We start from the raw sequence: 20,404 nt of genomic DNA, 5'->3' as shown, positions 1-20,404 counted from the left end.
AGAAGTCCACAACAGGCCGGATAGTCGAATGCAACCGCGCTGACGGCAGGTGCAAAAGCAACGCTTTGCTCACTACTTGCGGGGAGAGTCCATATACAATTGTTATGCTCGCGGTTTCACTGCTACCTTCTTTTTCCTGCCCCAAAACTGCCCTTATAAAGTAGTCGTGAGTCGAGCAGGTCTTCACTTTTTTCTCTGACTGGCTCGGAGGTGGGTAATATTTCTGGCGTCGGTTTTTTTCTTTTTCGTCTATTTTCTTTGCGCCGAATTTTCTTTTCTAACGCGCCAATACTTTTTAGATTGAAATCTTTAAGAAGATTTTTGGCCTTTATTGAAAGGGGGCTAGCTTTGGTTTCTGGATAGTTCTCATTTAGGCTGGATAAGCACTTGTGGAGCTCTAGTAGGAATGCTTTCGAAGGTGTCTGGTCTGAGCGCTCATGACCTCGTAGTAAATCTCGAATTTTTTCAAGAGCTATTTGTTTTTCAGTGAGATCAATGCGAAACATCAGGCAGCCCTTAATGCATAACGTGTAGCTAAGGGGCGCGCCGAAGGCGCGTCCCAGCGACCAAAGGGAGCGAACTTGAGCGTAGGGTTAGAGCTTTGCATACTCAATTTGCTGGCCTGGTTGGATATAGCCATACACACGAAACCCATCTGAGATTTCTTCTGTTGGTACATGGACTCTGTCGAGCACAGAGAGCACGCTATGCCTTTGTTCATTTGATTCGGTAAGAATTTCAACCCATTCGGTAAGTTCGTACCCTCCTTCTCGAAAGTGGTAGTACCACTCACGATCCCACGGGGTGACGAATCCGTTTTCCCAGCACTTTGTGCGCCACGCGGGTGCTGGTTCAAGTTCATACATAGCCAAGCGCAATTCATCCCACTTCGTGTTGTTCATCACAGGAATAAGGTGGGGCGGAGTTTTCATGATTGGCTCTAACAGTGATTAGACGGAATTCTTTACTAACGCGATAGTAGCGACTTCCATCTAACTGCGCAGCCTACGCCACTCCACCCACCACAAAACCAAAACAAATCAATACCTTACCCGCCCCATCCCGCCGCTTAACGTATTCGCGCGACGTCTGTTTTATGCCTGGCCTGTGCCAAATACCGCGAGCGCGTAACGTCGCCGGGTGGCGGGGTCAGCATGGCTTGGCCGCTTGCGTTGTGTTGCCGGGGCTGGCGCTGCGCCCCCGCCGCCCGGCACACGGGAAAAATGCGGAGTTGTGCCTGTTTCGCGTGTCTGCCGGCGGCTGGCTAGTGCTTCGCTGGCGGGCCGCGACTACCATGCCGCATCGACAAGGATGCCCCTCCATGACCTGGCTGTTCTATACCCTGCCACTGCTTCTGCTGCTCGCCGCCATCTGGATTTACAACCGCCTGGTGTTCAACCGGCAGCGGGTGGCCGAGGCCTGGAGTGGTATCGAGGTGCAGCTCAAGCGCCGTTCCAGCCTGATTCCGCCGCTGGTCGAGTGCGTGCGCCAGTACCAGCAGCATGAGCAGGACACCCTGCTGCAAGTAACCCGTCTGCGCGAACAGGCCGAGGCCCTGCAGGGTGCGGCCAGTGCGGCGCGCAGCCAGGCGGAAAGCCGCCTGGGGCAGAGCCTGCGCCAGCTCTGCGTGCGCCTGGAAAGTTATCCGCAGTTGCAGGCCGACCGTCACTACCTGGAGCTGCAACAGGCGATCAGCGACTGCGAGCAGCATATCCAGATGGCCCGCCGCTATTACAACGGGGCGGTTCGGGCGCTCAACGTGCTGGTCGAATCCTTGCCGAGCAACCTGGTGGCGCGCCTGTGCGGCTTCCAGGTGGCGGCCTATTTCACCCTGGACGACGCCAGCCAGGGCGAGTCCCCCCGTCTGGAGTTCTGAGATGCGCCATTACTGGAGCCGCCTGCTGCTCGGCCTGGGCCTGTGTCTGCTGGCCGCCGTCCTGCACGCCGAGGAACAGGAGCGCATCGAAGACTTTGCGGTGACCCTGCGCCTGGATACACAGGGCATGCTGCAGGTCAGCGAGCGCATCACCGTGCATGCCACCGGCCAGCAGATCCGCCGCGGCATCTACCGCGACCTGCCGGTGCGCTACCGCCTGCCGGGCGGTTTGTGGCGGCAGACCCCGATCGAGCAGTTCAGCGCCAGCCGCGATGGCCGCCCGGAAAGCGTGCACCGCGAGCGCCAGGGCTCCTACGAGCGCTTCTACCTCGGCTCGCCCTATGAGCTGCTGAAGCCGGGGCGCTACACCTATCAGTTGAATTACCGGGTCGATGCCCAGCTGATCGCCCATGCCGAGCGTGACGAGCTGTACTGGAACGTCACCGGCAACGACTGGCAGTTCCCGATCCTGCGTGCCTCGCTGTTCTTGCAGTTGCCGGATGGCGCGCAGATCGCCCAGGTGGCCGCCTATACCGGCAGCCGGGGTGAGCAGGGCGAATCCTTTGCCGTGCTGCAACAGGGCACCAACAGCCTGCGCCTGCGCACCCGCGCGCCTCTCGCGGTGCAGCAGGGGCTGACCGTGGCGGTGGACTGGCCGCGCGGGGTGATCGTGCGCCCCGACCTGGCCCAGCGCAGCCTGCGCCTGTTGTTCGACAACCCCGGCAGCAGCCTCGGCCTGCTCCTGCTGCTGGTCAGCCTGGGCTATTACCTGCACCAGTGGCGCCGCGTGGGCCGCGATCCGCAGGCCGGCCTGGTGATTCCGCGTTTCCAGGGGCCACACGGGCTGCTGCCCGCAGAGGTCGGCTACCTGTGGCGGCGTGGCCGGCAGAGCGAGGCCGAGGCGCTCAGCCTGAGCTTCACCGACTGGGCGATTCGCGGCCTGCTGTTGCTCAAGGACCGGCCCCGCGCCGAAGGCTTCGTGCTGCAACCCGGCAAGCTCGACAGCGCCGAGCAGCAACCCGCCGAACAGGCGCTGCTCCGCGAGCTGTTCCCGCAGGGCCGGCAGAGTACGGCGCTGACCCTCGGCACGCGCTATGAAAAGCGCCTGGCGGCACTCCAGGATGCGCTGCAGGAGCACCTGCAAAGCCGCGCCAAGGCGTGGTACGCGCGCAATCGCCGCGACTGGGCCTATGGCCTGTTGCTGGCACTGCCCGGCATGTTGCTCAGCGTGGTACTCAGTGTCGAGCCGGGAGACGAGCTGGGCATGGCCATCGCCGGCATGCTGTTCAGCGTCGGTTTCGGCCTGCCGGGCGCGCTGGTGGTGCGCGTTGGGCTCAGCGATAACGAGTGGAGCGGGCGGCTGATGCTGCTGTTCTTCGGCGGGATGTTCGTGCTGGCTGCCTGCCTGGGCCTGGCCTTTTTGCTGTCTGCCACCAGCCTGCCGGTCTGGCTGCTGCTGGCCGGCTACCTGGCGCTGCTCATTGGCTTCTATTTCTGGCTGGAAGCGCCCAGTGCGCTGGGCCAGCAACTGCTCGATGAGCTGGCCGGCTACCGTGAGTACCTGAGCCTGGCGGAAAGCGACAGCCTGGCCCGTGCTGGCGATGCCCCGGCGATGAGCATTGCTCTCTACGAGCAACACCTACCCTATGCCATGGCCCTGGGCGTGGAGGCACGCTGGACCGCGCGTTTCAGCCAGGCCATCGCCACCGGGCTGATCGAACCCGGCGAGCAGGGCTACCAGCCACGCTGGTACGACTCGCGGCGGCCGATCAGCTCGCCTGCGGCCCTCACCGCCAGCCTGGGCAGCAGCCTGGCACTGGCCAGCAGCAGCGCCAGCACACCGCCGGCAAGCAGTTCGTCGAGCAGCGGCAGCTCCGGCGGCGGCTCTTCCGGGGGTGGCAGCGGCGGTGGCGGTGGCGGCGGCTGGTAGGGGCAACATGCCGCAGGGCGCGGCCCGTCTGCGCGCCTGCGCTACACTGTTCCTTTGTCGGGGTTGGCGTATCATGAGCGCCGCTTCCCGGCTCACGCCAACCGCAGCGGGTGCCGACCGACTCCCAGAGCAAGGCCCGACCTTGCCCAACGCTTTCATTCAGGATGCCAACGCATGGGGCCACATCGCGTACACCAGCAGATCTTGCGCAGCCACCACCTGTTCGAACCGCTCAGTGAAGAACAGCTCGACGAACTGCTGGAGTCCAGCCAACTGCTCAACCTGGAGAAAGGCGACACGCTGTTCATCCAGGGCGAGAAGGCGCAGTCCTTCTACTTCATCATTTCCGGCTGCGTGAAAATCTACCGCCTGACCCCGGATGGCCAGGAAAAGATCTTCGAGGTGATCGGCGACCGGCAGACCTTCGCCGAGGCGATGATGCTGATGGACACCCCCAACTATGTAGCCTCGGCGCAGGCGGTGGGCCCCAGCCAGCTGTTCCGTTTCTCCAACGCCGCCTACATGCGCCTGCTGCAGGCCAACCAGCGGCTGACCTTCGCGCTGATCGGCAAGCTGTGCATCCGCCTGCACCAGCGCCTTAACGAGATCGAAACCCTGTCGCTGAAGAACGCCACTCACCGCGTGGTGCGCTACTTCCTCGCCCAGCTGGCGCAGTTGCCGGACGGCGAGACACGCATCGAGCTGCCGGTGACCAAGCAGCTGGTGGCCGGGCACCTGTCGATCCAGCCGGAAACCTTTTCGCGGATCATCCGCCGCCTGAGTGACGAGGGCATCATCGACCTCGATGGCCGGCAGATCACCGTGCTCGACCGCGTGCGCCTGGAGCAGTTCGAGTAAGCCTTGATCGCCGTCATGCACGCTCGCCCTGGCCGGCTGGCACTGTAGCGACACAGGAGGGCAGCATGGCCAAGTGTTTGTATTGTCAGCAGGATAACCCCGCCACGGCGGATGAATGCGAGAACTGCGGGATGCCGCTGCCGCGCCTGGCCGAACAGGCCGCCGAGCGCAAGCAGCGGCGCTTCCTGTGGTTCTGCATCGGCCTGACGGTGTTTTGCGCGGTGATCATCGTGTGGTTCCCGCGCACCATCAGCTGAGTGTTCCGCACCTTGCACAACGCCCCGCCAGTCCTGCTGGCGGGGCGTTGTCGTTTCAGTCGCGGGTCAGCTGGCGATACAGCTGCGGCAGGCGGGTCGGCAGTTGCTCAGGCTGGTGGATCAGCGTGTAGCCATTGGCGCCGAACATGAACGGCAGGTAGGCACCGGCCTCGCGGTCGATGGTGATGCAGAACGGCAGCAGGCCCTTGCTGCGCGCTTCGAGCACCGCCTGGCGGGTGTCCTCGACACCGTAGCGGCCTTCGTAGAGGTCGATGTCGTTGGGCTTGCCGTCGGTGACCAGCAGCAGCAGCTTGCGCCGTTGCGGGCAGCCTTCCAGTTGCCGGGTGGCCTGGCGGATCGCCGCGCCCATGCGCGTGTAGTAGCCGGGCTTGAGCGCCTGGATGCGCCCGCGGGTGTCGTCGTTGTAGCGCTGCTGAAAGCTTTTCAGCTCCTGCAGACGCACCTGCTGGCGGCGCAGCGAGGAAAAGCCGTACAGCGCGAAGGCATCACCGACCGCCGACAGGGCTTCGCCGAACAGCAGCAGGCTGTCGACGATCACGTCGATCACCCGGCTGTGGTTGTTGAGGTGCGCATCGGTGGACATCGACAGGTCGGCCAGCAGCAGGCAGGCCAGGTCGCGCCGGGTGTTGCGCTGCTCCATGAACAGGCCGCGCTCGGCACACTGGCCGTGCTGGCGCTCGACGTGGAAGTCCAGCCAGGCCTGCAGGTCCAGCTCGCTGCCCTGCGGCTGGCCGCGCAGCCACTGGCGGGTATGCCGCAGGTTCTCGAATTGCCGGCGCAGGCGCCGGGCCAGCGGCGCGAGGTGCGCAGGCAGGCCCTTGGGCTCGCTGCCACGCGGCAGCATCAGTTGCAGGTTGACGAAGTCGTCCTTGAGCTGCTGCTTGCGGTAGTCCCACTCCGGCAGCTTGATGCCCGGGCCCAGCGGCAGGTCGTCGAAATCCGCGGCCGGCAGGTCGAGGTCGAGCTTCAGCCCGCCGCCCTTGCGCATGCGCTTGCGCGACAGGGCCAGTTCGTCGAGGTCTTCGGCAACCCGGCTGGCATCGAGGTCTTCGCTGTCGTCTTCGCAGCGGTCCAGCTCGACGTGCTCGGACCAGCTGAACAGGTTTTCCAGGCGGAACAGCAGCAGGCCGTCCTTGCCGCTCTGCTCCTCAATACGCTTGCCGCGCTTGCGCAGCTTGCTGTCCTGGCGCGGCGGCTGGCCGCCCTGCTCTTCGCCGTTGTCTTCGCTCAGCTCGCTGCTTTGCGGCGCGCCGAGGTTTTCCGCCGGGTACAACCACATCGGCAGCGGCCAGGGCGCCCGCTCGCTGCGCGGGAACTGGCTGACACTGCCCGGCTCACGCAGCGCCTGCTGTAGGGCGCGCTCCAGCGCGGCTTCCTCGCGCGGCAGCTGCGCGGGGTCCGGGCGCAGGGGCAGGTGCGCTTCGACCAGGCGCTGGTAGCGCGGCCGCAGCGCGGGGAATTGTTCCAGCAGTTGCTGGGTCCAGCGCTGGTTGTCGCGTGCCCAGTGGCGCATCGGCCCGGACTGCGCGGCGAGCAGCGCCAGCCAGCGGTACAGCTCCTGGTTCAGCGCCACCTGCGGGTACACCGCCAGGCTGGCCGGCAGGCGCAGGTTGTTGCTGTCGCACCAGGCCACCGGCAGTTGCTGGCAGGTGCCGGCGACCTGTTGCACCAGGTTGCGGCGCACCAGCAGTTCGCGGGCGCTGGCGGCATCGACACTGACCCCGGCGGCACCGCCGAGGGCTCTAAATAGCAAGGCCAGGGAACGCTGCATGCTCTGCAGCTCGACCCGGGCCTCGGGGAAATCGGGGCTGGCGCGGCGGGTGATGAAGCGGTGCCAGGCACTGCCGACCCATTCTTCCAATTCGACGGTAAAGGCCATGATTCACCTGCACAGTCGGGGCACCCCCCGGCCAGTTGTGGCGTTCCCCGCAGGGAACGCTCCGTTACAGACGACTACGGCCCGCTGTACCAGCCGGGCCGTAATCCGTGGCTAGCTACCCAAGGGGTCAGGCGCTGGCCACTACACCACCTTCACGACGCTGACGGAAGCTCATCAGGTAGCAGATCAGGCCTACCAGGAAGAACACCCCGGCAACCAGGCGCAGCCAGAAGAACAGCGCCAGCTGGTCAGCCGTGTTCATGAAGGACATGGCCGCCCCGTCAGCCGGGATACGCTGCAGCCATACCTGCACCACGCCAGCGGCAGTCAGGAACAGGGTGATCAGCACCATCGAGATGGTCATCAGCCAGAAGCCCCAGACCTCTACGCGCTGTGCCTTCGGACCCGGTGCTTCACCGAGGCCACGCAGGCGCGGCATGGCGTAGCTGATCATGGTCATGACGATCATCGCGTAGGCGCCGTAGAAGGCCAGGTGGCCGTGTGCGGCGGTCAGCTGCGAACCGTGGGTGTAGTAGTTGACCGGAGCCAGGGTGTGCATGAAGCCCCACACGCCCGCGCCGAGGAAGGCAGTGACCGTGGTGCCCATGGCCCACAGCGAAGCCACCTTGTTCGGGTGTTCGCGACGGCGACGGTTAACCATGTTGAAGGCGAACAGCACCATGGCGAAGAACGGCAGCGGTTCCAGGGCCGAGAAGATCGAACCCAGCCACAGCCACACGGGCGGCGCACCGATGAAGAAGTAGTGGTGGCCGGTACCGATGATGCCGGTGATCAGCGCCATGGCAATGATGACGTACAGCCACTTCTCGACCACTTCGCGGTCAACGCCGGTGACCTTGATCAGCACGAAGGCCAGCATCGAACCCATGATCAGTTCCCACACGCCTTCTACCCACAGGTGTACGACCCACCACCAGTAGTATTTGTCGCGCGCCAGGTTCTCCGGGTTGTAGAAGGAGAACAGGAAGAACACCGCCAGGCCGATCAGACCGGTCATCATCACCACGCTGACGGTGGTCTTGCGACCTTTCAGCAGGGTCATGCCGATGTTGTAGAGGAAGCCCAGGGCCACCACGACAATACCGATCTTGGTAATGGTCGGCTGTTCAAGGAACTCCCGGCCCATGGTTGGCAGCAGCTCGTTGCCGGTCATCTTGGCCAGGCCGGCATAGGGCACCAGCAGATAGCCAAGGATGGTCAGCACGCCAGCGCCGGCAAACACCCAGAAGAGGATCAGCGCCAGTTTCGGGCTATGCAGTTCGCGGTCGGCTTCCTCGGGAATGAGGTAGTAGGCCGCGCCCATGAAGCCGAACAGCAACCAGACGATCAGCAGGTTGGTGTGCACCATGCGCGCTACGTTGAACGGAATGAGCGGGAACAGGAAGTCACCGATCACGTATTGCAGACCCATGATCAGGCCGAACAGTACCTGCCCGACAAACAGCATCATGGCAAACACGAAGTAGGGCTTGGCCACGGCCTGCGATTGGAATTTGAGATGCGGATTCATGACGGTCATCTCTCAGCCCTCCTTGTTCGGCGGCCAGTTGTTGGTATCGATCTTCGAGGTCCACTTGAGGAACTCGGCCAGATCGTCCACTTCCTGCTCGCTCAGGTTGAACTGCGGCATCGCCCGACGACCGGGTACGCCCAGCGGCTGCGCCTTCATCCACGCGTGCAGGAAGGGCACGAAGGCCGCATCGCCGCCGCGACGGACGAACACGTTGCCCAGCTCGGGTGCGAAGTACGCACCTTCACCCAGCAGCGAGTGGCAGCCCACGCAGTTGTTTTGTTCCCAGACCAATTTGCCGCGAACCACTGATTCGTTCATTTCCGATTCATTGGTTCGTTCTGGAAAGGTCTGCTCGGTGTGATAGGTCAAGGCCAGGAATAACAGGAAGAAGAACACGCTTCCCCCGAAGTAGATATTCCGGGCCATACCCTTGGTGAAGGTCTCGGACATGATTGTCCTCCTAGTGGCTGTGCGATTCCATTGTAGGGAGGGGGGGTCGCCAATCCGCTTGATGGGAATCAAGAAGTCCTTGATCGAATTACTCGGATTAGCCGTCCTACAGGCGCTGGCGCGCCACGCACCGGCTCAGCGCAGGGCGATGCTGAGCCAGATGGTCAGGCCCAGGCTGAGCGGCCAGCCGAGCATCAGGCCACGCCAGAACCAGTTGGCGTGGCGCATCTCCATGAAGCCGTCGATGATCAGCCAGGCCTTGCCCAGCGCCACCAGCAGCACCCCGCCGGCCAGCAACGGCGTGGCCCCGGCGGCGCCCAGCTCGACGGTGAGCAGGGACAGCAGCAGCAGGCCCAGCCAGCACAGCAGCAGGTATTTCCAGGAAGCCATGCGTTACCTCAGTTGAGTACGTAGACCAGCGGGAACAGCACCACCCACACCAGGTCGACCATGTGCCAGTACAGCACCCCGGACACCAGGCCACTGCACTGCTGCGGCGCATAGGCCAGGCGCCAGCAGCGCCAGGCCATGAAGGCGAGGATCAGCATGCCCAGCAGCACATGCAGGAAGTGGAAGGCGGTGAGAATCCAGTACAGGGTGAAGAAGGTGTTGTGCTCCATGTCCAGCCCGGCCTGCAGCAGGTGCGCGTACTCCTGCAGCTTCAGCCACACGTACACGCAGGCGCTGCCCAGCGCGGCCAGCAGCCAGCCCGCCGCCTGCCGCGAACGGGCGGCACGCACCTGTTCCACGGCCAGCGCGGCAAACAACCCGGAGGTCAGCAGGCTGAGGGTCAGGGCCAGGCCGGTGGAGGTATCCAGCAGCGCCCGGCTGGCCTGGAACAACTCCAGGCGCAGCGCCTGGGTGACCGCAAAGGCAACAATGCAGATACCGAACACCGTCAGCTCGGCGAGGATGAAGAACCACATCGCCAAGTCACCAGGCAGGCTGGCGAACAGGCCGGGACGCTGCAGATCGGAGCCCTGCAGCGCCTCAGGTGAAGTGGACATCGACCACGTCCATCAGCGCCGCCACGGTCTGCGGATCATCCGACAGCGGTTCGGCCAGGCAGGCCAGGCAAGCCTCGCGCGGTGCCATGCCGGCCTTGATCATGCGCGCGGCGAAGATCAGCAGGCGGGTCGAAGCCACTTCTTCCAGATCATGCTGTTCCAGACGGCGGAGTGCCTGACCGAGCTTGACCACCTGCGCGGCTAGCGCGGCATCCACCTGTGCCTCGTTGGCGACGATGCGCTCTTCCTCCGCCGCCGGCGGGTAGTCGAAACGCAAGGCGACAAAGCGCTGCCGGGTACTCGGCTTCATGCCCTTGAGCAGGTTCTGGTAACCGGGGTTATAGGACACCACCAGCATGAAACCGGGCGGCGCCTGCAGGGTTTCCCCGGTGCGTTCGAGGAACAGCTCGCGGCGGTTATCGGCCAGCGGGTGGAGGACCACGGCGGTGTCCTGGCGCGCCTCGACCACTTCGTCGAGGTAGCAGATGCCGCCTTCGCGCACCGCGCGGGTCAGCGGACCATCCTGCCACCAGGTGCCCTGCGCGCCGATCAGGTGGCGCCCCACCAGGTCGGCGGCGGACAGGTCGTCATGGCAGGCCACGGTGTACAGCGGCAGGCCCAGGCGGTGCGCCATGTACTGCACGAAACGGGTCTTGCCGCAGCCGGTAGGTCCCTTGATGAGGACCGGCATGCCATGTTTCCAGGCCTGCTCGAACAGGGCTTCTTCGTTACCCAGGGACTGATAGAACGGCGTTGCAGTGCTCACTGGGGGCACCTCGCAATAGCTGAAAGACGGCTGCACGGTAGCTGCGACAAGGCGTCACGCTCAAGGCCCATAGCAGATTCTCTTGATTGCAATCAAGCGAGCATTTACGCGGCGCTGAATAGGATGGCAACGCGCACCAAGCATTTACCCGGGAAACAGCAAGAAAGCCGTCACTTAGCCGGAGTCGCCTACGGCTCCACAGGAGAAAGACCATGAGCATTGCAGGAAAACCCATCTTGGCTGGCGTTGTCGCCGGCTTTTCCCTGCTCGGCCTGTCCATTGCCCAGGCGAACACCGCGCCGGCGATGACCGATGCCGAGAAGGAAGCCGCCAAACAGATTTATTTCGAACGTTGCGCCGGTTGCCACGGCGTACTGCGTAAAGGCGCCACCGGCAAGAACCTTGAGCCGCACTGGAGCAAGACCGACGCCGACGGCAAGAAAACCGAGGGCGGCACCCTCAAGCTGGGCACCAAGCGCCTGGAAAACATCATTGCCTATGGCACCGAGGGCGGGATGGTCAACTATGACGACATCCTCACCAAGGAAGAAATCAACCTGATGGCGCGCTACATCCAGAACACCCCGGATGTACCGCCGGAGTTCTCCCTGCAGGACATGAAGGACAGCTGGAAACTCATCGTTCCGGTTGACCAGCGTCCGAAGAAGCAGCTGAACAAGATCAACCTGAAAAACGTCTTCGCCATCACCCTGCGTGACGCCGGCAAGCTGGCCCTGGTCGACGGCGATACGCACAAGATCTGGAAGATCCTCGACACCGGCTACGCGGTACACATCTCGCGCCTGTCGGCTTCCGGCCGCTACGTCTACACCGTGGGCCGCGACGGCCTGACCACCATCATCGACATGTGGTACGAAGAGCCGACCACCGTGGCCACCGTACGCCTCGGTTCCGACGCCCGCTCGGTAGACACCTCCAAGTTCAAGGGCTACGAAGACAAGTACCTGATCGGTGGTACCTACTGGCCGCCGCAGTACTCGATCATGGACGGCGAGACCCTGGAGCCGATCAAGGTCGTTTCCACCCGTGGCCAGACGGTCGACGGCGAATACCACCCCGAGCCGCGCGTGGCGTCCATCGTCGCCTCGCACATCAAGCCGGAGTGGGTGGTCAACGTGAAGGAAACCGGGCAGATCATCCTGGTTGACTACACCGACCTGAAGAACCTCAAGACCACCACCATCGAGTCGGCCAAGTTCCTCCACGACGGCGGCTGGGACATCTCCAAGCGCTACTTCATGGTTGCTGCCAACGCTTCCAACAAGGTCGCGGCGGTGGACACCAAGACCGGCAAGCTGGCCGCGCTGGTCGACACCGCGAAGATCCCGCACCCGGGTCGCGGCGCCAACTTCATCCACCCGCAGTTCGGCCCGGTATGGACCACCGGTCACCTGGGTGATGACGTGGTTTCGCTGATCTCCACCGCTTCCGATGATCCGAAGTTCGCCAAGTACAAGGATCACAACTGGAAGGTGGTACAGGAGCTGAAGATGCCGGGCGCCGGCAACCTGTTCGTGAAGACCCATCCGAAGTCGAAGAACCTCTGGGCTGACGCGCCGATGAACCCTGAGCGGGAAGTCGCCGAATCCGTCTACGTCTATGACCTCAACGACCTGAGCAAGGCACCCAAGCGCCTGGACGTAGCCAAGGACTCCGGCCTGCCGGAAAGCAAGGCGATCCGTCGCGCCACTCACCCCGAGTACAACGAGGCGGGTGACGAAGTGTGGATCTCCCTGTGGGGCGGCAAGACCGACCAGTCGGCCATCGTGATCTACGATGACAAGACCCTAAAGCTGAAGAAGGTGATCACCGATCCGGCCATCGTCACGCCGACTGGCAAGTTCAACGTGTTCAACACCATGCACGACGTGTACTAACCAGTCCACTGGCGCCTGAAAGACCATCCCACGCCCTGTGCGTGGGATGGTTAAGGACATCACCATGAAACTTTTCAAAGGCAAAGACAGCCTGTGGGGCAAACTCAAGCAGCCGAGCGTTCGCTACTCGCTGGGCGTACTGCTGCTGGTTGGCTTCGTCAGCGGGATCATCTTCTGGGGCGGTTTCAACACGGCCATGGAGATGACCAACACCGAGCAGTTCTGCATTTCCTGTCACGAGATGCGTGACAACGTCTACCCGGAATACAAGGAAACCATTCACTACACAAACCGCACCGGCGTCCGTGCGGTCTGTTCCGATTGCCACGTCCCCAAAGAGTGGACGTACAAGATGATCCGCAAGATCGAAGCCTCCAAGGAAGTCTGGGGCAAGCTGGTTGGCACCATCGACACCCGCGAGAAGTTCGAAGCCAAGCGCCTGGAGCTGGCTCGCCGCGAGTGGAAGCGCATGAAGGCCAACGACTCGCGTGAGTGCCGCAACTGCCACAGCCTGGAAAGCATGGCCAGCGAAAAGCAGAAGCAGCGCGCGCGCAAGCAGCATGAAATGGCCCGCGAAGACAACCTGACCTGCATCGATTGCCACAAGGGTATTGCCCACCACAAGCCCGAAGGCATGACCGACGAAGACGAAGAATAAGCGTCGCCGCACATGTGGATTGGCCCAACGTACCGAATGAGGAACACGCTATGCACAAGACCCTGATGGCTACCGCGGTTAGCGCCGCCCTGAGCCTGGCCGCCGGCACCGCCCTGGCCGCTGCACCGGCCGACTGGAGTGGCATCCAGGCCAAGGAAATCACCCTGTTCTATCCCGGCACCTCGGCGATGGAATGGATCACCAAGGGCACCGAGCACGGCGGCGCACGCGCCCTGAGAAAAGGCGAGACCTGCGCCGACTGCCACTCCGAGGAAGCCGCCGATGTCGGCAACCTGATCGTCAGCGGCGAGAAGAACGAGCCCAGCCCGATCGCCGGCAAGGCCGGCTTCATCAATGCCAAGGTGCAGGCCGCGCATGACGGCGAGCAGCTCTACCTGCGCTTCACCTGGCAACAGCCGAAAGCCTCCGGGGCAGCGCCCATGGATGCCGACAACCCGGTGAAGATCGCCTACCTGCTGGAAGACGGCGGCAAGGTTGAGCTGGCCGAACAGGGCGGCTGCTGGGGCAGCTGCCACGGCGGTGTACGCACCATGCCCGGCGGCGACGAACAGAAGACCAAGTACGTCAAGGATGGCTCGCTGGCCAACGGCGTGTACTACGACCTCAACCAGTGGCGCAGCGGCGAGAACAAGGCCTACGACGGGCATATCGCCGAGGCACGGGTCATGGAAGGCGGCACCGCCCTGGTCGGCGCGGAAGGCAGCCAGAATGGCGACACCTGGAGCGTGGTATTCACCCGCAAGTTCACTGGCGGTGAAGGTGACGTGAGCCTGGCCTCCGGCAAGGTCTACAACTTCGGCTTCGCCATCCACGATGACAGCGCCACCGGGCGTTATCACCACGTCTCGCTCGGCTACAAGCTGGGTATCGACGCCGAGGCCGACATCACGGCCAGCAAGCAGTAAACCGTGGCGTTGTCGGGCCTCGACAAGCGGCCCCGCAGCGCCCAGGCCGACCTACCCGGTCGGCCTGGTTTTCCTCGGCCCTGCGGCCATGGCCGGCCGGGCAGATGCCAGCGGCTTGACTGGAGTCAAGGACTCCCCGCCTACCCGCCGGCATCCTGTAGCCATGTTGTACGGCAACATCGTGGTGCTGGTGACACTGACCGTTAGGCGGATATGATCAAGTTTCGAGCAGGATGCTCTGTCGACTGATCAGGGAAGCCGTGTCGAGCCACTACCGTGCTGCCTTGTGCACACACCCGGTACAGCCTGTGCCGAACAAACCGGCACGCGGCCACGCCTTGTGCCCATAAGCCTTGAGGAAACCGTTCATGAAAAAACTGCTGATTCCGCTGTTTGCCGCCGGTGCCGCCCTGGCCTTCCAGCCGGCCATGGCCGCTGATGGCGAAGCACTGTTCAAGAGCAAGCCGTGCGCGGCCTGCCACAACGTCGACATGAAAATGGTCGGCCCGGCCCTGAAGGACGTCGCCGCCAAGTACGCCGGTCAGGAAGGCGCTGCCGCGCTGCTCGCCGGTCACATCAAGAATGGTATCTCGGGTGTCTGGGGTCCGATCCCGATGCCGCCAAACCCGGTTACCGAAGAAGAAGCGCTCACTCTGGCCGAGTGGGTGCTTAGCCTGAAATAAGCCATAAGGAGCACGCCATGCACGCCCTACGCAACGCAGTTCGCGCCCTGGGCCTGGTTACGGCGTCGCTCCTGCTGGTTCCCTCCAGCCAGGCCGAGGCGCTGTCGACGGCGCAACAGGCCCGGCTGGAACACCTGCTGGTCCAGGACTGTGGCTCATGCCATGGCCTGCGCATGACCGGCGGCCTCGGCCCGGCGCTGACCCTCGACGCCATCGGCCACAAACCCCGTGACAGCCTGATCGCCACCGTGACCCACGGGCGGCCCGGCACCGCCATGCCCGCCTGGAGCGCCCTGCTCAATGAGCAGGAGATCGCCTGGCTGGTCGACACCCTGCTGCAAGGATATCCCAAGCCATGAAGCGTCCCCTGTTGACCCGCCTGCTGGCCCTGGCAGCCGGCAGCCTGCTGCTCAGTGCCTGCATCAGCCAGCCCGGCCCCGCGCCCCGCGCCACCGGTGACCTCGGCCTGGTCATCGAACGCGCCAGCGGCAGCGTGCAGCTGATCGAAAGCACCGGGCAAAGCAGCCTGGCGCGCATCGAAGGCCTCGGCGACCTGTCGCATGCCTCGGTGGTGTTTTCCCGCGACGAACGCTACGCCTACGTGTTCGGCCGCGACGGCGGGCTGACCAAGATCGACCTGCTCGAGCAGCGCATCGACAAGCGGGTGATCCAGGGCGGCAACAGCATTGGCGGCGCCATCAGCCAGGACGGCCGGCTGATCGCCGTGGGCAACTACGAACCGGGCGGCGTCAAGGTCTTCGATGCGCAGAGCCTGGAGCTGGTTGCCGACATCCCCAGCACCGCGCTGCCCGATGGCAGCCGCAACTCGCGCGTGGTCGGGGTGATCGACGCTCCCGGCCAGCGCTTCCTGTTCGCCCTGTTCGATACCGCGGAAATCTGGATCGCCGACTTCAGCCAGGGTGATACCCCGCAGATCACCCGTTTCGAGCAGATCGGCAAGCAGCCCTATGACGACCTGCTGACCCCGGAGGGCCGCTACTACATCGCCGGCCTGTTCGGCGAGGACGGCATGGCCCTGCTCGACCTGTGGTACCCCGAGCGCGGCGTACAGCGCATCCTCGATGGCTACGGGCGTGGCCAGCAGGCCCTGCCGGTGTACAAGATGCCGCACCTGGAAGGCTGGGCCATCGCCGGCAACAAGGCCTTCGTGCCGGCCATCGGTCAGCACCGCGTACTGGTCATGGACACCGAGCGCTGGCAGCAGCAACACGCCATCGAGGTTGCCGGCCAGCCGGTATTCGTCATGGCCCGCCCGGACGCCCGGCAAATCTGGGTCAACTTCGCCTACCCGGACAACCATCGCGTGCAGGTGCTGGACAGCGAGACCTACGAAATCCTCGCCGACCTGGAACCCGGCCCCGGCGTGCTGCACATGGAATTCACCCCACGCGGCGAACAGCTCTGGCTGTCGGTGCGCGATGCCAACGAAATCCAGGTCTGGGACCCCTATCGCCTGGAGCTGATCAAGCGCCTGCCGGCCGACAGCCCGAGCGGCATCTTCTTCACCAGCCGCGCGCACAAGACGGGGCTCTGACATGCACCTCGACGACCTCAGCCGCCGCCTGATCGACCGTTTCCAGCACGGCCTGCCACTCTGCGCCGAGCCCTACGCGGCGATGGCCCGTGAACTGGACTGCAGCGAAGCGGCGGTACTCGACGCGCTGGCCCTGCTGCAACAGGCCGATGCGCTGTCACGGGTCGGCCCGGTGTTTGAACACAGCCGCGCCGGGGCCAGCACCCTGGTGGCCCTGGCCGTTCCGGAGGAACGTCTGGAGCAGGTGGCGGCGCAGGTCAACCAACACCCCGAGGTCAACCACAACTACCTGCGTGAACATCGCTACAACCTGTGGTTCGTCCTTACCGCGCCGCACCGCGCGCAGATCGACCAGGTGCTGGCACAGATCGCCGCCGAAACCGGCCTGGCCCCCCTGGACCTGCCGATGCAGCGCGCCTACCGCATCGACCTGGGTTTCCCCCTAGGAGACACCCCATGAGCCCAAGCCTCGACACCGCCCAGCAACTGCACCTGCGCAGCCTCCTGGAAGTCGGCCTGCCGTTGCACAGCCAACCCTTTGCCGTGCTCGGCGAGCGTATCGGCGCCACCCAGCAACAGGTGCTGGAGCAGGTGCAGGACTGGCAGGCGCAGGGCCTGTTCCGCCGCTTCGGCCTGATCCTCAAGCACCGCGCCCTGGGTTTCCGGGCCAACGCCATGCTGGTGCTGGACATTCCCGACGCGCTTGTCGAACGGGTCGGCGAACAGCTCGGGCAGACGGCCGGCATCAACCTCTGCTACCAGCGGCCGCGGCGCCTGCCGCACTGGTCGTACAACCTGTTCTGCATGGTGCATGGCCGCGAGCGCGCCCAGGTCGAGGCGCGTATCGCCGCGATCCTCGCCGCGCACGGCCTGCAGGACTACCCGCACCGCCTGCTGTTCAGCAGCAAGGCCTACAAGCAATGCGGCGGCCGCTACGCCCCGCAACAGCCGGAGCGTGCCTGTGGATGACTTCGACCGCCGCCTGATCAACCGCCTGCAGCACGGCCTGCCGCTGCTTGCCAACCCCTGGCAGGTGCTGGCCGAGGAACTGCAGAGCAGCGCGCAACAACTGCGCCAGCGTGTGCAGGAGCTGCTCGATGACGGCACGCTGACCCGCTTCGGGCCGATGTTCGACATCGAGCATTTCGGCGGTGCCTTCACCCTGGCCGCCCTCTCGGTGCCGGAAGCGCGCTTCGACGCCGTCGCCGAGCAGCTCGCCGCCCTGCCCGAAGTGGCACACAACTACCGCCGCGAACACGCCTGGAACATGTGGTTCGTGCTGGCCTGCGCCACCCCGCAAGGCATCGACGCGTGCGTGGCGCGCATCGAAGCCCTGACCGGCCTGCCGGTACTCAACCTGCCCAAGGAGGAGACCTATCATGTCGGCCTGCATTTCCCCCTCTGAACAGGCGCTGCGCCAGCAACTGCTGGCACTCAGCGAAGCCGGCCTGCCGCTGGTCGACGACCCCTGGGCCTGGCTCGCCGAACGCCTCCAGTTGTCGCTCGATGACTGCCTGGCGCTGCTCCAGCGCCTGCAGGGCGAAGGTGCCATCCGGCGCATTGCCGCGGTGCCCAACCACTACCGGCTGGGCTATCGGCACAACGGCATGACCGTATGGGACGTCAGCGACGAGGAAATGGCCCGCCTCGGCCCGCTGGTCGGCAGCCAGCCCTTCGTCAGTCACTGCTACCGCCGACCGCGCCGCGAAGACTGGCACTACAACCTGTTCGCCATGGTGCATGGCCGCACGGCCGAGGAAATCGACGACTACCGCCAGCGCATCCGTGAGCTGCTCGGCAACGCCTGCCGTGCCGACGACATGCTGGTGAGCAGCCGCATCCTCAAGAAAACCGGGTTGCGCGTAGCCAGCCGCACAGCGGGAGATACACCCACCGTTTAAGTTGTTTTTGGTCAAGGAGCGCCTGCCGCCCCTGGGCAATCCTGAACGCCAACAACCCCTGTTGCTGGCCGACTGCCCTGAAGGAGCGCGCCATGTTGAGAATCAGCCAATACCTCCGCGCCGTTGCCGGCCACAGCCCCGCCCCGCGCGTGGCCAAGCCCGGCAGCACACGCGCGCCGGTGGTGATCTGGAACCTGTTGCGCCGCTGCAACCTGACCTGCAAGCACTGCTACGCCACCTCGGCCGACAGCGAGTTTCGCAACGAACTGGACACCACCGAGGCGCTGGGGGTCATCGACCAGCTGCACGAGGCCGGGGTTCGTGTGCTGATCCTCTCCGGTGGCGAGCCCCTGCTGCGCGACGACATCTTCCAGCTGGCCGACTACGCCCGCGACAAGGGTTTCTACGTGGCCCTGTCGACCAACGGCACGCTGATCGACGAACAGAACATCGAGCGCATTGCCGCCGCCGACTTCGACTATGTCGGCATCAGCATCGACGGCCTGGAAGCGGTGCATGACGAATGGCGCCAGCTCAAGGGCAGCTTCGCCGCGTCGATGCATGCCATCGACCTGTGCCGCGCGCGTGGCATCCGCGTCGGTCTGCGTACCACCCTGACCCAGCACAACTACCCGCAACTGCCGGCACTGCTGGAACTGATGCGCGCGCATGACGTGCAGAAGTTCTACCTCTCGCACCTCAACTACAGCGGCCGTGGCAAACGCAGCCGCAGCGCCGACGCGCACGCGCAGATGACCCGCGACGCCATGTGGCAGATCTTCGAGCGTGCCTGGCAGGACGTCGAGGCCGGCCGTGACACGGACTTCGTCAGCGGCAACAACGATGCCGACGCCATCCTCCTCCTGCAGTGGGCCGCCGAGCGCCTCACTGCCGCGCAGCTCGCCGCGCTGGAAGACATGCTGCGCGCCTGGGGCGGCAATGCCTCGGGGGCCGGGATTGCCAACATCGACAATATTGGCGATGTCCACCCGGACACCTACTGGTGGCAACACACGGTCGGCAACGTGCGCCGCCAGCGCTTCCGCGACATCTGGCTGGATAACCCGCAGCCCCTGCTCCAGCAATTGCGCCAGCACCCCCGCGCCGTCGGTGGCCGTTGTGGCGAATGCCGCTGGCTGGCGATCTGCAACGGCAACACGCGGACCCGCGCCTGGGCGGCCGGCGACCTGTGGGCGGAAGACCCCGGTTGCTACCTCAGCGATGCGGAAATCGGCCTGCCCACGGCCACCCAGATTCCCTGCCGCGCGGTGTCCTGAACACCACGGCCCACCCGAACAGCCAGGCCTGCCACAGACGGGCCAGCCACCGATGAGAAGCGAGGAGCTCGCATGGACCGTTCAATTCATCTGCCCGCCGCCCTGCAGGCCAGCCTGCAGCCCGGTGAAGTCGCCCTGGTCGGTGCCGGCCCCGGCGACCCCAGCCTGCTCACCCTGCGCGCCTGGAGCCTGCTGCAACAGGCCGACACGGTGGTCTACGACCGCCTGGTGAGCAGCGAGCTGATGGCCCTGCTGCCCGAGCAGCTGACCCGCCACTACGTCGGCAAGGCCAGCGGCTATCACAGCCTGCCGCAGGAACAGACCAACCAGTTGCTCGTCGACCTGGCTCGCCAGGGCCTGCGCGTGGTGCGTCTGAAAGGCGGCGACCCGTTCATCTTCGGCCGCGGTGCCGAGGAGCTGGAGTTCCTCCTCGCCCACGGCATCGACTGCCAGGTAGTCCCCGGCATCACCGCCGCCGCCGGCTGCACCGCCTATGCCGGCATCCCGCTGACCCACCGTGACCTGGCCCACTCCTGCCAGTTCATCACCGGCCATCTGCAACAGGATGGCGAACTGCAACTGCCTTGGAGCAGCCTGGCCGACCCGGGCAAAACCCTGGTGTTCTACATGGGCCTGGCCAGCCTGGGGGTGATTTCCCGGCAACTGATCGCCGCCGGGCTGCCTGCCGACACCCCCGCCGCACTGATCGGCAAGGGCGCGCGGGCCGACCAGCAGGTGGTGCGCGGGCACCTCGGGGGCCTGGCCGAACTGGCCCAGGCCAACCAGTTGGCCACGCCGACACTGACCGTGATCGGCCAGGTGGTCGGGCTGTTTGCCGGGCAGGACCTGCAATTTCCGGCGCGCTACCTGGCGCAGCGGGCCGCCGAGCAGAGCACCGACAGCCCGGCACTGGTCTGCTGCAAGTAAC

General features: G+C 64.6%; 24 protein-coding genes. 16 read left to right on the top strand and 8 right to left on the bottom strand.

From position 1 onward, the window contains the following. Positions 1-122: 122 nt before the first annotated feature. Both CFY91_RS15900 and CFY91_RS09495 read right to left on the bottom strand, forming a co-directional pair. Complete coding sequence (locus CFY91_RS15900) at positions 123-506, bottom strand: hypothetical protein (protein ID WP_133063679.1); 384 nt, start codon at positions 504-506, stop codon at positions 123-125. Between the two features lie 87 nt (positions 507-593). Further along, entirely contained in the window at positions 594-932 is a 339-nt protein-coding gene (locus tag CFY91_RS09495) for a DUF6678 family protein (RefSeq protein ID WP_207759388.1), read from the bottom strand. A 389-nt stretch (positions 933-1,321) separates the two neighbouring features. Between CFY91_RS09495 and CFY91_RS09490 the strand changes: the two genes are divergently transcribed. The 4 genes from CFY91_RS09490 (at position 1,322) to CFY91_RS09475 (ending at position 4,921) form a co-directional block, all read left to right on the top strand. Further along, positions 1,322-1,876: a LemA family protein gene (locus CFY91_RS09490; RefSeq protein WP_093986111.1), complete on the top strand. Its 555-nt coding sequence runs from the start codon at positions 1,322-1,324 to the stop codon at positions 1,874-1,876. A 1-nt stretch (position 1,877) separates the two neighbouring features. After that, positions 1,878-3,806 carry a DUF2207 domain-containing protein gene (locus CFY91_RS09485; RefSeq protein WP_093986110.1) on the top strand — a complete coding sequence of 643 codons (1,929 nt, stop codon included), beginning with the start codon at positions 1,878-1,880 and terminating at the stop codon, positions 3,804-3,806. A gap of 174 nt (positions 3,807-3,980) precedes the next feature. Continuing rightward, a complete protein-coding gene (locus CFY91_RS09480; protein ID WP_093986109.1) occupies positions 3,981-4,664 on the top strand; it encodes a Crp/Fnr family transcriptional regulator in 684 nt (227 codons plus the stop codon). 65 nt (positions 4,665-4,729) lie between these two features. Then, positions 4,730-4,921: a DnrP protein gene (locus tag CFY91_RS09475; RefSeq protein ID WP_093986108.1), complete on the top strand. Its 192-nt coding sequence runs from the start codon at positions 4,730-4,732 to the stop codon at positions 4,919-4,921. Between the two features lie 55 nt (positions 4,922-4,976). On the opposite strand, the gene CFY91_RS09470 is transcribed toward CFY91_RS09475, so the two are convergent. From CFY91_RS09470 to CFY91_RS09445, 6 genes are all read right to left on the bottom strand, one after another. Next, positions 4,977-6,821 (bottom strand): nitric oxide reductase activation protein NorD, encoded by a 1,845-nt coding sequence (locus tag CFY91_RS09470; protein WP_093986107.1) that lies wholly within the window; start codon positions 6,819-6,821, stop codon positions 4,977-4,979. A 127-nt stretch (positions 6,822-6,948) separates the two neighbouring features. After that, a complete protein-coding gene (locus CFY91_RS09465) occupies positions 6,949-8,361 on the bottom strand; it encodes a cbb3-type cytochrome c oxidase subunit I (RefSeq protein ID WP_093986106.1) in 1,413 nt (470 codons plus the stop codon). A gap of 3 nt (positions 8,362-8,364) precedes the next feature. Then, positions 8,365-8,805, bottom strand: coding sequence for a c-type cytochrome (locus CFY91_RS09460; protein WP_093986105.1), 441 nt, complete (start codon positions 8,803-8,805; stop codon positions 8,365-8,367). Between the two features lie 135 nt (positions 8,806-8,940). Beyond that, positions 8,941-9,195, bottom strand: a complete 255-nt coding sequence (locus CFY91_RS09455) for a cytochrome C oxidase subunit IV family protein (RefSeq protein ID WP_093986104.1) — start codon at positions 9,193-9,195, stop codon at positions 8,941-8,943. A gap of 8 nt (positions 9,196-9,203) precedes the next feature. Beyond that, positions 9,204-9,812: a cytochrome c oxidase subunit 3 gene (locus CFY91_RS09450; RefSeq protein WP_093986103.1), complete on the bottom strand. Its 609-nt coding sequence runs from the start codon at positions 9,810-9,812 to the stop codon at positions 9,204-9,206. Next, positions 9,796-10,578: a CbbQ/NirQ/NorQ/GpvN family protein gene (locus CFY91_RS09445; protein ID WP_165765318.1), complete on the bottom strand. Its 783-nt coding sequence runs from the start codon at positions 10,576-10,578 to the stop codon at positions 9,796-9,798. The genes CFY91_RS09450 and CFY91_RS09445 overlap by 17 nt, the downstream gene beginning before the upstream one ends. Positions 10,579-10,790: 212 nt before the next feature. Here CFY91_RS09445 and CFY91_RS09440 point away from each other — a divergent pair, with 212 nt between their 5' ends. From CFY91_RS09440 to cobA, 12 genes are all read left to right on the top strand, one after another. After that, positions 10,791-12,476, top strand: coding sequence for a nitrite reductase (locus CFY91_RS09440; RefSeq protein WP_093986102.1), 1,686 nt, complete (start codon positions 10,791-10,793; stop codon positions 12,474-12,476). Between the two features lie 64 nt (positions 12,477-12,540). Further along, entirely contained in the window at positions 12,541-13,134 is a 594-nt protein-coding gene (locus CFY91_RS09435) for a NapC/NirT family cytochrome c (protein WP_093986101.1), read from the top strand. A gap of 50 nt (positions 13,135-13,184) precedes the next feature. After that, positions 13,185-14,060: an ethylbenzene dehydrogenase-related protein gene (locus CFY91_RS09430; protein WP_093986100.1), complete on the top strand. Its 876-nt coding sequence runs from the start codon at positions 13,185-13,187 to the stop codon at positions 14,058-14,060. Positions 14,061-14,428: 368 nt separating this feature from the next. Beyond that, positions 14,429-14,743, top strand: a complete 315-nt coding sequence (locus CFY91_RS09425) for a c-type cytochrome (RefSeq protein ID WP_093986099.1) — start codon at positions 14,429-14,431, stop codon at positions 14,741-14,743. A gap of 17 nt (positions 14,744-14,760) precedes the next feature. After that, the gene (locus tag CFY91_RS09420) at positions 14,761-15,102 is read left to right on the top strand and encodes a c-type cytochrome (RefSeq protein ID WP_170307391.1); all 342 of its coding nucleotides are present in this window, start codon (positions 14,761-14,763) and stop codon (positions 15,100-15,102) included. Continuing rightward, positions 15,099-16,298, top strand: a complete 1,200-nt coding sequence (locus tag CFY91_RS09415) for a cytochrome D1 domain-containing protein (RefSeq protein ID WP_093986098.1) — start codon at positions 15,099-15,101, stop codon at positions 16,296-16,298. Before CFY91_RS09420 ends, CFY91_RS09415 begins: the two co-directional genes overlap by 4 nt. A 1-nt stretch (position 16,299) precedes the next feature. Beyond that, a complete protein-coding gene (locus CFY91_RS09410; protein WP_093986097.1) occupies positions 16,300-16,758 on the top strand; it encodes an Lrp/AsnC family transcriptional regulator in 459 nt (152 codons plus the stop codon). Then, a complete protein-coding gene (gene ahbB, locus CFY91_RS09405; protein ID WP_093986096.1) occupies positions 16,755-17,267 on the top strand; it encodes a siroheme decarboxylase subunit beta in 513 nt (170 codons plus the stop codon). The genes CFY91_RS09410 and ahbB (CFY91_RS09405) overlap by 4 nt, the downstream gene beginning before the upstream one ends. Then, positions 17,260-17,703 (top strand): Lrp/AsnC family transcriptional regulator, encoded by a 444-nt coding sequence (locus tag CFY91_RS09400; protein ID WP_093986095.1) that lies wholly within the window; start codon positions 17,260-17,262, stop codon positions 17,701-17,703. The genes ahbB (CFY91_RS09405) and CFY91_RS09400 overlap by 8 nt, the downstream gene beginning before the upstream one ends. After that, the gene (gene ahbB, locus CFY91_RS09395; RefSeq protein WP_093986094.1) at positions 17,678-18,199 is read left to right on the top strand and encodes a siroheme decarboxylase subunit beta; all 522 of its coding nucleotides are present in this window, start codon (positions 17,678-17,680) and stop codon (positions 18,197-18,199) included. Before CFY91_RS09400 ends, ahbB (CFY91_RS09395) begins: the two co-directional genes overlap by 26 nt. Positions 18,200-18,291: 92 nt before the next feature. After that, complete coding sequence (nirJ, locus tag CFY91_RS09390; RefSeq protein WP_093986093.1) at positions 18,292-19,476, top strand: heme d1 biosynthesis radical SAM protein NirJ; 1,185 nt, start codon at positions 18,292-18,294, stop codon at positions 19,474-19,476. 72 nt (positions 19,477-19,548) lie between these two features. Continuing rightward, entirely contained in the window at positions 19,549-20,403 is an 855-nt protein-coding gene (gene cobA / locus CFY91_RS09385) for a uroporphyrinogen-III C-methyltransferase (RefSeq protein WP_093986092.1), read from the top strand. Position 20,404: the final 1 nt, after the last annotated feature.

Origin of the sequence: Pseudomonas fluvialis (assembly GCF_002234375.1) — a bacterium.
GTDB lineage: Bacteria > Pseudomonadota > Gammaproteobacteria > Pseudomonadales > Pseudomonadaceae > Aquipseudomonas > Aquipseudomonas fluvialis.
Note: the sequence above shows the minus strand (reverse complement) of the source record. Positions and strands in the feature narration are given on the sequence as shown.